The organism is Flagellatimonas centrodinii (assembly GCF_016918765.2).
GTDB classification, from domain to species: Bacteria; Pseudomonadota; Gammaproteobacteria; order Nevskiales; family Nevskiaceae; genus Polycyclovorans; species Polycyclovorans centrodinii.
Window position 1 is genome coordinate 2,032,518 of sequence record NZ_CP092104.1, and the last position, 13,727, is coordinate 2,046,244.

Sequence of the window (13,727 nt, forward strand, 5' to 3'; positions counted from 1 at the left end):
TTTCACTTGCCTCCCCAATTGAAGTGGGCGGACAAGGGCCGTGGGGCCTCAGGCACGCCGATCTGCGGATGGAAGTAGTACCGCAGGAAGCCGGTGAACTGATATTCGGTGAAGTCGCGTGCGTTGTCCGAGCCGACGGCGCCACCGACGAACAGTGTCGGCGACACGCGATACTCGAGCGCGCCCCCCATGGCATAGCCCAGCCCGGACTGGCTGCTGCTGGCATACCCGCCGACCAATCGGGTATCCGGATTGGCATCAATGATGTCCTCCAGCTCGGCCTGCAGATTGGCGTTGTTGGGGAACAGCGCGGCGCCGTCCTCGCGGAAGGTCTGCAGCCCCAGTGCGCCATTCAGGCGATAGCTGATCTTGCCCCAGGTCCCGCTGAGTTCCACCGGCACGGTGACACCGAGAAAGAACTGCGGACTGAAGTAGCCGCCGTGGCCGAAGGTGAAGTAACGGCGGTTCTTGTCGTAGAAGAACGTGGTGATGTTGAGCCCGTAGGTGAGTGTGCGGCGGCCATCCCGCAGGGCACGGACATAGACGCCGCCGCCCAGCTCACCAGCGGAATTGTCATCGGTATTGCGGCCGTCAAAGGTGGAGAAGCCGAAGTTGCCGTAAACCCCGATGCGCCCCAGATCATAGGCGATGTCGATCCGAGCCCCGGTTCGATTGATGGCGCCGGTGGTGACGCCCAGTAACGGATCCTCGATGCCGGCGTAGGCCAATATGCTGTCACTGACCGGGCGTCGCGAAAGATCAAAGGCGAAACGCCAGACCTCGGTGGTGGGGGCCCAGCGGACCCCGCCGGTCAGCCGCTCCTCCGTGAAGCCCAGCGGCGTCGATCCGATATCGGCAGAGAACGTACCGGCACGATAGGTCAGCCCAAGCGCCAGCCCGCTGTCGCTGAGCGACCGCGTGTCGTCGCCCCCATTGATCAGCGGCAATGCGCCGAATCGCAGCAGCTGTTCGCCGGAGATGCTGCCGGCATCCAGGTATACCGGCACCGCCCGGACGCCGAACTGGCCGACGCGGCTGACGCCACCACGGAGCTCCATGGGGGTCTCGATGTTGAATAGCCGGGACAACCCGGACTCGCCATCACGAACCCGCGAGTGCAGGGCGCCACCCAACCAACCGCTGTTCTGGGCGCGCAGACGTTCCAGCGGATCGCTTTCCGCGTCGACGCCGCGGCCGCCAGTGTCGCGTGCGGTCGCCGAGCGAACCGTGGACGGAACCGCTGCTCGGGTGGCGGTCGGTGTCCGGCCGGGCGTGTGGGCGAGAGAGTCATCCACCTTCAGGCGTAAGCCGGTAGTGGCCCTCGGCGTCGTCGACGGTGACGCCGCTCGCGGGCGGGCCGGCGGCTGGCGGGATTGGGTCGACGTTGAAGTTTCCAAGCGCAGGCCCGGCAGGGATTGGCGCGGCGCGAACGGATCGGCGGCACCTCGCGGCGGCACCGAAGTATCGAAGGTCGATGGCCGTGGCTGCAATGGGCGTTGTGGCAATACGCCCTGCCAGTCGTCGGCATCCGCCGCCGGCCGCGGGAGCAGGGGCATGCGGACGTCATCCGCGCTGATCAGCTCCAGCCGTGGCGGCCGTGGCGCCGATGCCACGATTGGCGTCTTGGCGCGGCGGGCGGCAGCGGTTTCGTAGTGACGCAATGCCAGACCAGTGTTGCCGTTCTGTTCTGCCAGCCGGCCGGCGAAGTCGGCGGCCTCGACGCTGTCGGGGAATCGCTTGCGGAAGGCATCGACCCGTGCCTCGGCCAGCGTCGGGTCGCCGCTGGCCAGGGCGCTGTTAGCGGCGCCGGCGAGTGCCTCGCGATGTTCAGGCTCGGTTGCCAGCAGCCGGTCATAGATCGCTAACGCCTGGGTCTGGTCACCGCCAGCCTCGAACACCCTCGCCAGCGCCATTTGCACGCGGGCCTCCTGCGGTCGCCGCATGACCACTTCGCGCAGCAGCGCATAGGCGTCGGCCAGATCACCGCGCTCTCGGGCGCGGTCGGCCAGCCGGATGCGGTAGTCGACGATCAGGCCCTCGAGCGTTGCGGACTGCGCGCTGGTGAGCGGCTGCCGCAACAACAGATCGGCAGTGCTTTCGAACTCGACGTCCTGGCCCAATTGCAGCAGCAGCGCGGCGTACTGCAGGCGTTGGTCGGCGCTCGCCGGGCGTCCCTCGAAGCTTCGGCGTAGATAGCTGAGCGCACGGGCAGGGTCGCCGAGACCGGCCCAGCCACCGGCCAGGGCACCGAGATAGTCCGGGTCATTGCCGGCAGCGCGATCGGCTGCCGCCATGGCGCCATAGGCGATGTCCATCGCGCCGGCCTCGGCAGCGATGCTGGCGCGCTCCAGCTGGTATTGGATCCAGGCGCGCCGTTGCAGGGCCGTTGCATCGGCATTGCGTTGCTGCAGCGGCATGCGTTCCAGTTCGTAGAGCACGTCCAGCCAGCGGTTGGCGTCCGCCAATGCATAGGCCTGCGCCATCTGTACTTCCGGCAGATCGGGATGGGTCTGCTGCAGACTGCTGATGAGGGCATCGGCTTCGAGTCCCTCGCCACGAGCACGCAACAGACGGGCGAGGTCAAGGCGAACCCAGGGATTGTTCGGTGACAGTGCCAGGGCCTGACGAAGGTCGCGCAGAGCGCGTTCGTCATCGCCACGCTGGGCTGCCTGCTGGGCGCGGGCGCGCAGGGCATCGGCCTGCGCCGGGGCAATGGCGGCGCGGACGCTGTCAGGGCCATCGGCCGCGACGGCTTCGGCTGCTTCCAGTCGGCCGTCGCGTGCCAGCAACTGTGCCAACTGCGTGCGTGCATCGACATTGCGCGGGCGTGCTGCCAGGACAGTGCGGAGCTCGCGCTCGGCAGCGGCGGTTTCACCGGCGCTTGCCAGCGCCGCGGCGTAGGCTGTTCGCAGACTGGGATCGAGGTCGGCGGGTGCGGCCGCAAAGGCAGCTCGATATTCGCCCAGCGCCGTACCGACGTCACCGGCTTCGCGCGCCAGATTGGCGGCCCGGAAGCGGGTGAAAAAGCGGGCGGAACGTTGTGCCTCGCGCCAGCGGCCTGCCTGCGCCGGCTGTGCTGCCATGGCGCGGCCCAGCAGCGTGTCGGCCTCGGCGTAGCGCTCCTGTCGCAGGCGCACCAGCCCCAGCCCGCCGAGCGCGCCGGCATTGTTGGGGGATTGCCGGAGCAGGGCGTTGAACTGGCGCTCGGCGTCGGCATCGGCCCTCGCTTCGAGCCGATCAAAGGCACGTTGCACCGCGGCATCCCGCTGACGCTGTGGCGAGTCCGGGCGCTCCGCGCGCAGCCGGGTGCGCTTGGCGCCGATCGCCTCGTCGCCCTTCATCACGGCCAGATACTGGTCGAACAAGGGTTCGTCGGCCGGTGTCGCTTCCAGCCAGATCAGTGCCTGACGCCAGGCGGCGACGGCTTCCTGGCGGACTGCCGCCTTGTCATGCAGTTGCCGCAGCCCACGGATGCCCTCGCGGCGGGTTGATTGCCGGTAGGTCTGCTGCCGGGCGAGGGCCAGGGCATATTCCGGTGACTGCGGATTGCGGGATGCAAGGGTGGCCAGTGCGATCATCGCCTCATCCCGTCGTGCGTCGTCCGCGGCCAGCACCTGGTAGTACTCCAGCCGCAGCGGATCACTCGGCGGGTCGCCGTCGAATGCACGCCGATAGGCGTCGATGGCTTCCACGATCTTCTGTTCACTGGCGAGGCTGCGCGCGCGCGCCAGTCCGGCCGCGTCGATCTGCAGGACTGCCCGGCTGGCGCTGATGTCGCGCAGGTAGCGGGAATCGGGATTGACGGCGCGCAGGCGCGCCGCCCAGACCTCGGCCTGGTCGGGGTTGCCGGCGCTGTTCGCGAGTACCCCGAGCCGGCCGAGCGCTTCCTCGTTGTCCGGGTCAGCCTCCAGCAATCGCTGCCAATTCTCGGTTGCCAGCGCCGGGCGGTTTCGCTGTTCCCAGAACCGCGCTTGTTCGGCCAGGCGGCTGATCGCGGCATCGTCTGCCCAGACGGCACCACCGGTACCGGTCAGCAGGGCGAGCGCCAGCAGGCGGGCGCTTAGTGTTTGGAGTCGCGGTGCCATTTGAGTATCAACCGCCCCTTGGAATCGAATTGGTAGCGTCGCTCGCGATAACCCTCGGCGAACAGGGCCAGCACCTGGTCATAGTACCGGGCGGGCTGGCCGATGAGGGCGCCACTGCGGCTCCGTTCCCCGACCAACCGGACGCGTTGTGCCAGGTCACCAGCGCCATAGGCCTGCAACAACGGGCCGACCGCGAACTGAAAACCCGGTGGTCCCTCGCCAACCGCGCGGCCGCTGGCGACATCCCAGCGCTCCGGCACGGCGCCGAGCCGGCGTACATGCGCCAGCATCGGGCGCAATGCGATCTGGGTCTGCGACACCGCGTCGAGACCGGGGACCGCCATGGCGGCCCACAGATAGACCCGAATCGCATCATAGCTGCCGATGGTGCCGTGCTCGGGGTCGGGTCGATAGCCCTCGGGTGTCAGCAACAGCCAGTCCGGCGCCAATCCCTGGGGGGTGCTGGCCTGCAAGGCGGTCACGGAGTCCGCGAGGATCGCTGCCCACGGCCCTTCGGGCATGGCCTGTGCCAGAAAATGCAGCTGGAACGGCGGCAGATAGCTGGGATTGAGCCGGGTGCCGTCCGGGGTGACGAAGCCAACAGGGGCGGGAAGCAGCAGGGCCTGCTCATGCTGGCGCACGGTGGCTTGTTGGATCACCTGCTGCAACAGGGCGCGGGCCGGCACGGCATAGGCCGGTGTCTGCCACAGGCGTGCCGCTTCCAGCAGGGCATAGGCGATGAACAAGTCGGCATCCGTGGCGGAATTGGCATCAATCACGCCCCAATGGTCCTGCTCGGCGTCGTAGCCCCAGAGCCAGGCCGGCAATTGCGGACCTAGGTTGCCGTCAGCAAGATTGTCGTGCGTCCAGCGCAAGACCCGGTCGAAGGTTTTGCGGTCATTCGCCACCAGCGCCAGAAACAGGCTGTAGGCCTGGGCTTCGGAGACGGTTCTGGCACCCTCGGTCCAGTCGACGACGCGACCGTCATCCTGGATGAAGCCATCGCGGAATGCATCCCAGAAGGGCCAGGCCGCAGCATCGGCCCTGCCGGCATGACACCCCAGCGACAGTAGCGCCAGGGTAGCCGCCGTCAGGATCTTCAGCGTCGGCATCCAGTTCGACATCGATCAGGCAGTACCGGCGTGACGTCGGGCAGCGCGCCGACGCAGCAGGGTGCGCAATGCGGCGCCGAACAGCAGCACTGCCAGGATCAGCAGCGGGAGCATCAGCAAGGGATTCTCGCTAACCCACTTGCGCAGGGCATAGTCCCAGGGCAGGTGACCGACCGCATAGGTGGGTCCGAGGCTGTATCCAGAGACGGTGTCGCCATGCACCAAGGTCAGATCGCCGCCGAAGTACTGCGACTGGCCCGGATCAAGCAATGCACGGCTGACATCGAAGACGTTTCCGCCCGGCGCGGCGGTAAAAATGATCAGCGAGCGCTCTGCCGCCCAGGGGGAAGCGGCTCCGATGACCGCCCCAAGGGTGCCAGCGGCGTCGTGAATAACCTCCCCGGCGTGCGCACGGGCACCGTCGAGATCGCGACCCCGGGCCTCGGCGATCCAGCGGCTGAGGACACTGTCGCGCCGCAGTGTCACCCGGCTGTCCTCGAACTGGATCGGCAGGTGACCGTTGAGCCGGTCCAGCAGTCCCAGACGATCGCTGCGGCCGACAATGACCAGGTCGCGATCAAGCGTCTCCGGCACCTGGCCGTCACGGAACACGACGCTGCGGATCAGCGGCACACTGCCCTGGTGGCCGAGGTGTCCGGCAACCGTGAGCAGGGCGGCGATATCCTGCGCCGCGGCGTTGACCGGCAGGACGAAGGCGGTCTGGGCGCCGTCGGCATATCGGGTATAGGGGAAGCCGCCTTCGGCCATCAGAGACAGCTCCGGCATCTCGGCGTAGTAGGCATGCCGGGGGAACGTCAGCGTGGCATCGCGATCCACCGAGCCCTGCAACAGGTCAGGGTTGAAGGCCTCGCAGAGTTTTTCGGTGCTGCGGACGAAATGGAATTGCCACGACAGCCGATTGCGGTGACCAATATGGGCCTTGGGAAGCACCATCCGCTCCCGCTGCTCAAGGCTGTGGGCACTGTCACGCTTCAACTGTTCATCGCCGACGAAATGATTGTTGATCAACACGCTCAATGCCGATCGCTCGGCAATTGAGCCCCCGGCGCGGAAGGTGAAATCCAGCGTCGGTCCACTGCCGGAGATCATGAAGAGGTCAGGGGGCAGTCGGAAGTCGACATTGATTGGCCCGGGTGCGAGCCCCCGGGCATTGAGGTTCTTGTCGGCATAGGCGCCGAGATCGATGGGGGCGTCGGGGTTGGCCCAGCGCGGCGAATCGTTGCGGTTGCGCGGGGGCGGCAGGGTGAATTCGCCGATGTCGGCATGGTCGCCGCGCAGTGAATCGCTACCGAACACGAGGGAGCGGGCCGCCTGCAGCGCGCCCGCAGCATCCCGTGCGCTGATGACCAGCAGCCGTGCCGCCGGGGCTCCCGGATGCGCGATCACACGAATCTCTGGGGTCTCCGGGATCGGCAGTGCCTCCAGTAGTGGCACGTCTTCGCGCCGGGTCCGCAGGACCACCGCGTGTTGCGGCGGCAATTCGGAGAAGCGGACCGGGAATTCGGCCCCGCGGTAGTCGGCCAACGCCCCGAACCAGGAGGCGATGATGGCGGCGGCGTTGATGACACCGTCTTCGGGTGCCGGCCCCATGATCACCGGCAGCTGCAGGCGGCGAGTGTCCGCCGCCTCGAAGAACGGGGCCGGCAGGTCCGACAGGTCGGGCTGAATCGGCAGCGGCGCCAGCTTCAGACGCAACGCGCTCTGGTTGCTGATCTGCGCCCACAGCGTCGGGTGGGCGGGGTCTTCGCACTCGTCGATGGCATAGCTGGCGATCAGCTCGAATCGGAGCTGGTTGTAGGGCAGGAACAGGTTCGGATTGATGTCGAGGGTGTGCTGGGCGCCGGCCGCATCCTCGGGTGTCAGTCGCCAGGTATCCACCAGCTCGTCGTTCAGGAGGACGTTGAGGTGACTCTTGTCCGCGCGCAGTGCTGGCGAATGGCTGACCTCCAGGGTCAGCTCGGCGCTGTCGACCACCTGATCGGTCCGCAGCGACAGCGGCAGCGAATACTGTCCGAAGCTGGTGCGCAGACGCAGTGGCGCGTTGGCGCCAAGCGCTTCGAGGCGGATCAGCCGGGCACCGGCATCGGCGCTGGCGACCGCCGGGGCGCGGACGTCGTCGGTCGCCGTCTGTGCGCGCGCCTCGCCGATGCCTGCACCCAATGCCAATGCCGCCGCCAACCCTGCCAGCGTCGCGGCCGTGGTTGAGGCACCCCCGCGGCGCAACAGCGCGTCGCGAATACTTGTTCCCATCCAGCGGAAGAATCTCATCGTTCCCAGCCTTCCAAAGTTGGCGACCCCTTTCAATGCCACGAGGGGACGGTCATAGGTTTGTGCATCACGCCAGCGCAGCCAGGCATCGGCGCGGCCGTAGAGCGCGTAGACCAGCTGCGCTTCCTGTTCCGGATTGAGGGCGCCGAACTCCAGCGCGACGACGTTGCGACCGGCGCGCCGCACGGTGGCCGGGGTCCAGGCCAGTCGATGGTCGGGGATCAGCGCGACTTCGACCGAGGCGCCGACCTCCAGCTGCAGGTGTTCGAGACCGGGGACGGCCGAGCCGCCATAGGAGAGATCGAGGGTTTCGGTCAGTTCGACCGATTCGCTGCCGGGCAGCCGCAGGGCCACTGGCACCTGGCAGCGCACCCGCACGGCGTGGCGAACCTGCCGCTTTTCGGACGCGACGCAGATGGCGGCTCCGAGAATCAGCAGGTTGTAGGCCGTCCAGCCCATGTTGATGCCAATGGTATCGATCGGTGCGCCCGGCAGCAGCATCCGCAGGCTGCCGATCACCAGACCGATAAAGTTGGCCAGATAGAAGTAGAAGTAGGGTCGGGCGATGTCGCCATCGAAATAGTCGCGGTCGACGATGCCACCCTTGGCAGTGACGTTGAACTTGCCGAGTTTCGGGTTGATCATCGCCAGCGTGGTCGGAATGATGATGAATACGGCCAGCACCGTCTCGTACACCTCTGCCCAGAACGAGTGCCGGTATTTCCCCTGCAATCGCGAGTTGGTCATGATCGCCATTACCAGGTGCGGAATGGCGAAGGAGATGATCATCAGGCCCTGCGCAGCAATCACTTTTGCGTCGAACAGCAAGTAGGCCAGCGGTGCGCTGAGGAAGACCACGCGCGGAAAACCATAGAAGAAGTGCAGCATGGCATTGGCATAGCAAAGCCGCTGCCCGATCTCCAGGCCCTTCTTGAACAGCGGATTGTCGACTCGGAAAATCTGTGCCATGCCGCGCGCCCAGCGGATGCGTTGACCGACGTGTGCCGACAGCGATTCGGTGGCCAGCCCCGCGGCCTGCGGGATATTGATGTAGGCGCTTTTCCAGCCGAGGCCATGCATCTTCAGCGAGGTGTGGGCATCCTCGGTGACGGTTTCGACCGCGATGCCGCCGATCTGTGCAAGTGCACTGCGGCGCAGTAGCGCGCAGGAGCCGCAAAAGAAGGTGGCATCCCAGTAGTCATTCCCGTCTTGCAGCAGGCCGTAGAACAACTCGCCCTCGTTGGGTGCCTGACGGAACACGCCGAGATTGCGCTCGAATGGGTCGGGGGAGAAGAAGTGGTGCGGGGTCTGCACCAGCGCCATGCGCGGATCCCGCAGCATGGTACCGGCAGTCATCTGCAGGAACGAGCGGGTGGGGATGTGGTCGCAATCGAAAATGGCGACGAATTCGCCATGGGTCTGCTTCAGTGCATGGTTGATGTTGCCGGCCTTGGCGTGCTTGTTGTCCGGCCGCGTCATGTGGGTGGCGCCGATTTCCTTGCAGAAGGCCGCGAACTCCGGGCGGCGACCGTCATCCAGCACGTAGACATTGATCTTGTCGCGCGGCCAGTCCAGCTCCATTGCGGCGAACACGGTCGGCCGCACCACCTTCAGGGGCTCGTTGTAGGTGGGGATGAACACGTCGATCGTCGGCCATTGGTCGAGATCATCCGGTAGTGGTACGGGTCGGCGCTGCAGCGGCCAGACCGATTGGAAGTACCCCAATAGCAGAATGCCCCAGGCGTACAGCTCGGCCAGAATCAGGCCGGTGGCGAAAAACAGGTCGATGGCGTCGAAGCCCTCGCCGATCGGCAGGGTTTCGGTCACACGCCAGTAGAGGTAGCGGGTGGTGGTGAGGGTGGACACCCCCATCAGCGCATAAAGCACGCGACGATCATCGCTACGCCGTGACATCACCCAGCCGATACCGATGGTGGCGACGCCGACGCCGGCCTGCCACCAGAGCGACAGCGGGGCGGTGATGAACAACCAGCCCACTGCCAGGGCGGCACCCACCATGAACCAGGCCAAGATCCGGCTCAGGCGATCTTCGGGGTTGCGCACAGCAGTGTCGTTGAGCATGGGCCGTCGTTCCGGTGCGGGCCAGCTGGCGCGCCAGGGCGCCGGACGGCGGTCAGCCGATCTTTTTCGGCGTGGTCAGCCCGGGGCGACCTGAGAGGCGATCGAACAGGCTGCCGAGCGTCGGCTGTTCGCGGGTGACGTCGGGGGCCGGGGCTGCGGGCTGCCGCGGGGGCAGCTGAAGTTCCAGTTTGAGCTTTCGCGGCTGGGGCGCCGGCGCTCGGGCAATGAGACGGGAGAACGTGGCCTGCAAAGACTCGTCGGGCAGGGCGACCGGCTCGACCGGCGTCACTGTCGGTACAACGGGGGTGGCCGGTGCGGCTGCCGCGACCGGGGGCGCTGTCGGCGGTACCACCTGTGGTGGCATGAATGGCGCGCTCCGCGGCGCCTCGGTCGGGCTTGCCGACGCAGCCGACGACTCGGCTGGCAGGGCCTCGCGACGGCCTCCGATCAGCTTCAGCTTGGGGGGATGGGCACGACCGCTGAAGTCACGGTAACGGACGCCGTCAAGGCTCAAGGCCTTCATCAGGTGATCAACGTCGTCAAGATTGTCGTTTGCCATGGGAATGCTTACGCCTGTTCAAACTGATGCTGGTGGGCCAGCCGGAACCGCAGGACATCGTCAACACCTTCGGCATCACCGACCTGACGCAGATCGAGCTGTTCGCCGGCGCCAAGGTGCTGCAGCCATTCGGCATAGATGCCTTCAAAGATAGCGCCGCTCCAGGACAGGCCGTCTGCTCCGAACCAGGACCGCAGCGGCGAACACCCATGCAGGAACTGCACGTCGGCGGCGCCGGCCTCCACTTTGAGCCAGCCCCAATCCATGCGCCGGAGCAGCTGGTTGGCGGCCGCCTCGACATCCGACAGCGTGTTGCAGGTGCTTATCGGATGGGCGGCACCGAGAGCGCGACCCGCGAGATAAGCCAGAGCCCGTAACTGCGGGCCTTCCACCTGCTCGGCCAGCACCTGGCCGAGGCTCTGCAGCACGCTCACCGCACCGCTTTCGCGGGGGCGCGACTGCAGATACTCGAGGCTGGTGGAATGCATGAAGACGAATCGGTGGTCAGGTTCTGTTGGAAGCTTAAGGAAACACTGATCAAGTCCCCTCAAACGCTTTTTGCGATTGACTGGACATGAGAAAATATTGCTGACGAATTCCACGGGGATGAGGGTGATGAAGCAGCGCAGCTTTGCTGATGCCGAATATGCCGCCAAGCCACGTCAGACGCGGCAGGATCGGTTTTTATCGAAGATTGATGCCGCAACGCCCTGGCCTGCACTGCTTGCGGTCATCGATCCCTTCTACCCGAAGGCGGGCAATGGTCGACCTCCCCTAGGCTGTGAACGCATGCTGCGGATGTACGTTGCCCAGCAATGTCTTGGTTTCTCCGACGAGGGGATCGAGGATGCGATTTACGACTCTGGCGCAATTCGCCGGTTTGTCGGCATTGATCTGGGACGGGAGTCGTCCCCGGATGCCACCACGGTGCTGAAGTTCCGGCGGCTATTGGAAACCCACGGGCTGACGAAGCTGATCTTCGAGACCATCAAGGGACACCTGGCCGAACAGGGACTGCTGATGCGGGAAGGCACCATTGTCGATGCCACCCTGATTGCTGCTTCGCCTTCGACAAAGAACAAAGCAGGCGAGCGAGATCCTGAGATGCATCAATCGAAGAAGGGCAACCAGTGGCACTTCGGCATGAAGGCCCATATCGGCGTAGATGCCGCCTCGGGACTGGTGCACAGCCTCATTGGCACGGCGGGTAACGTGGCTGACATCACCCAAGCCCATGCCCTGCTGCATGGCGAAGAGCGACACGCCCATGGTGATGCGGGCTATCAGGGTGTGGAGAAGCGGGAAGAGTGCAACCCCGAACACACCGTCGCCTGGCAGATCGCGATGCGACCGGGCAAGCGACGCAAACTCCCTGACACCGAAGGCGGACGGCTGCTTCAGCAAACCGAACAACTGAAATCCAGCCTGCGTGCCAAGGTCGAGCACCCATTTCACATCATCAAGAACCTGTTCAGGCATCGGAAGGCTCGCTATCGGGGCTTGTTCAAGAACACCGCCCAGCTTTACAGCCTGTTCGGGCTGGCCAATCTGCTGATTGCCGCCCGACGAATCCCCGAGCCCAGCAGATGAATTGCGTCTGCAGCAAGCAGAATCAGTGGGCAAATATGCGAAAGAGCCCGAATATCGGGAAGAACTGAGCGATTCTCATGCCAAACGTGCTGAAAACCGCAAAGTCAGCCGACTCTTGGCGCCCAAGTGCGGAGCGGCGCAAAATTCAGACACTTGATCAGTGTTTCCTTAACAGTGTTCCCTAGCCGGTTGAATCGCCGCGGGTTATTTTTCCTGACGCCTGTCTGCTGTCAGCCCCCGCTGGTCGACCCGAGCGGCCAGCCGGGCAAAGTCGGCCGGCGCCAGGCGTTCGGCCCGCTCCTGGGCGGCGATGTCACAGGCCTCGATTTCGGCGGCGGACAGGATCGGCTTCAGCGCATTCGCCAACTGTTTGCGACGCTGTCCGAAGGCCAGGGCGACAACGCGATCGAAGGTGACCCAATTGCCGATGACGAAGTCCGGTGCCCGCGGGCGCAGCCGGACGATGGCGGAATCGACTTTGGGTGCCGGGCGGAACGCCCCCGGGCCAACCGTGAATAGCGCATGTGCCTCGGCGCGGGCCGCGATGCTGACCGTCAGGCGACCATAGGCATCATCACCCGGCGCGGCGCAGATGCGGTCGACCACCTCCTTCTGAAGCATGAAATGCATGTCGTCGATGGCCTCGGCCTGACCCAGCAGGTGAAACAGCAGTGGCGAGGAAATGTTGTAGGGCAGATTGCCCACCAGCCTCAGCGCTCGGGTATCGCGGCGGAACTGCCGATAGTCGACGCGCAGGGCATCGGCCTGGGTCACCCTGAGGTCGCCGCGACCATGACAGACCTGCGCCAGCGTCGGCAGCACATCGGGATCGATCTCCACCACATCGAGCTGCCCGCAGCGGCTCAGCAAGGGGCCGGTCAGGGCCCCCAGACCGGGGCCGATCTCGACCAGGGTTTGCGTCGGTAGCGGGTTGATCACCTTCAGCAGGCGCTCGATGACCCCGGGGTCATGCAGGAAGTTCTGGCCGAATCGCTTCTTGGCCCGCGGCATCTCGCTCATATCAGCTGCTCGGCGAGTTTCAATGCGGCCAAGAAGCTGCCGGTATCGGCCTCACCGCTGCCGGCGAGGTCGAGGGCGGTCCCATGATCGACCGAGGTGCGGACGATGGGGAGCCCCAAGGTTACGTTGACCGCAGCGCCGAAGCCGGCGTACTTCAACGTCGGCAGTCCCTGATCGTGATACATCGCCAGCACCGCATCGGCACCGGCTAGCCAGCGGGGCGTGAAGGCCGTGTCCGCCGGCACCGGGCCGGTCAGGTCCAGACCTTCCGCACGCAGGCGGGCCAGGGTCGGCGCGATGATCTCGGCATCCTCATGGCCGAGGTGGCCGCCCTCGCCTGCGTGCGGGTTCAGACCGCAGACGAGAATGCGGGGCGCATTGAGGGCGAAGCGCAGGCGCAGGTCCCGGTCGAGGACGCGCAGGGTTTGCGCCAGGCGTTGTGGCGTGATGGCGGCGGCGACGTCGCGCAGTGGTAAGTGCGTGGTGACCAGAGCCACCCGCAGGCCGTCCGCCACCAGCAACATGACCGGCAGCGGCGCCCCGCAGCGTTCTGCCAGGAACTCGGTGTGACCGGTGAACGGCATGCCGGCGTCGTTGATCACGCTTTTCTGTACCGGGCCGGTGACCAGCGCGTCGGCGTCGCCACGGCGGCAGGCATCGGTGGCACACCGCAGCGTTTCGAGGACGTAGCCGGCATTGGCCGGGTCGAGCTGGCCGGCAACGGCGGCTACCGCCATCGGGATGTGCCAGACCCGCAGGTGTCCGGCGCGCTGCGGCTGCGGCGGGCTGCGGTGATCCACCTGCTCGATCTGAAGCGGTAGTCCCAGTTGCCGCGCGCGCGCCGACAACAGGGTGTGGTCGGCGACCACCCGCCAGTCGGCAGCGGCATCCTGCTGGGCGCATTGCACCACCAGATCGGGGCCGATGCCGGCGGGCTCCCCAGGGGTGATCAGCAGGCGGCGCAGCCCCATGCGGGCCTCGGCGCCGTCG

At 66.0% G+C, this 13,727-nt stretch carries 8 protein-coding genes; 1 reads left to right on the plus strand and 7 read right to left on the minus strand.

The features are described from left to right. Positions 1-2: 2 nt before the first annotated feature. Genes JN531_RS09510 through bcsD form a run of 5 tightly spaced genes read right to left on the minus strand, consistent with a single transcriptional unit; the run spans position 3 to position 10,615 of the window. Positions 3-4,085, minus strand: coding sequence for a cellulose biosynthesis protein BcsC (locus tag JN531_RS09510; RefSeq protein ID WP_228348636.1), 4,083 nt, complete (start codon positions 4,083-4,085; stop codon positions 3-5). After that, on the minus strand, positions 4,061-5,209 hold the full coding sequence (gene bcsZ, locus JN531_RS09515) for a cellulose synthase complex periplasmic endoglucanase BcsZ (RefSeq protein WP_228348637.1): 1,149 nt from the start codon (positions 5,207-5,209) through the stop codon (positions 4,061-4,063). The genes JN531_RS09510 and bcsZ overlap by 25 nt, the downstream gene beginning before the upstream one ends. A 3-nt stretch (positions 5,210-5,212) precedes the next feature. Beyond that, the gene (gene bcsA / locus JN531_RS09520) at positions 5,213-9,568 is read right to left on the minus strand and encodes a UDP-forming cellulose synthase catalytic subunit (RefSeq protein WP_228348638.1); all 4,356 of its coding nucleotides are present in this window, start codon (positions 9,566-9,568) and stop codon (positions 5,213-5,215) included. Between the two features lie 52 nt (positions 9,569-9,620). Next, on the minus strand, positions 9,621-10,127 hold the full coding sequence (locus JN531_RS09525; RefSeq protein WP_228348639.1) for a hypothetical protein: 507 nt from the start codon (positions 10,125-10,127) through the stop codon (positions 9,621-9,623). A gap of 8 nt (positions 10,128-10,135) precedes the next feature. Continuing rightward, complete coding sequence (gene bcsD / locus JN531_RS09530) at positions 10,136-10,615, minus strand: cellulose biosynthesis protein BcsD (protein WP_228348640.1); 480 nt, start codon at positions 10,613-10,615, stop codon at positions 10,136-10,138. Between the two features lie 127 nt (positions 10,616-10,742). Between bcsD and JN531_RS09535 the strand changes: the two genes are divergently transcribed. After that, entirely contained in the window at positions 10,743-11,717 is a 975-nt protein-coding gene (locus tag JN531_RS09535; protein ID WP_228349980.1) for an IS5 family transposase, read from the plus strand. A 204-nt stretch (positions 11,718-11,921) separates the two neighbouring features. Here JN531_RS09535 and rsmA read toward each other — a convergent pair whose 3' ends face one another. Then, complete coding sequence (rsmA, locus tag JN531_RS09540) at positions 11,922-12,737, minus strand: 16S rRNA (adenine(1518)-N(6)/adenine(1519)-N(6))-dimethyltransferase RsmA (protein WP_228348641.1); 816 nt, start codon at positions 12,735-12,737, stop codon at positions 11,922-11,924. After that, complete coding sequence (gene pdxA, locus JN531_RS09545) at positions 12,734-13,708, minus strand: 4-hydroxythreonine-4-phosphate dehydrogenase PdxA (RefSeq protein ID WP_239795285.1); 975 nt, start codon at positions 13,706-13,708, stop codon at positions 12,734-12,736. The genes rsmA and pdxA overlap by 4 nt, the downstream gene beginning before the upstream one ends. Between the last annotated feature and the right edge of the window lie 19 nt (positions 13,709-13,727).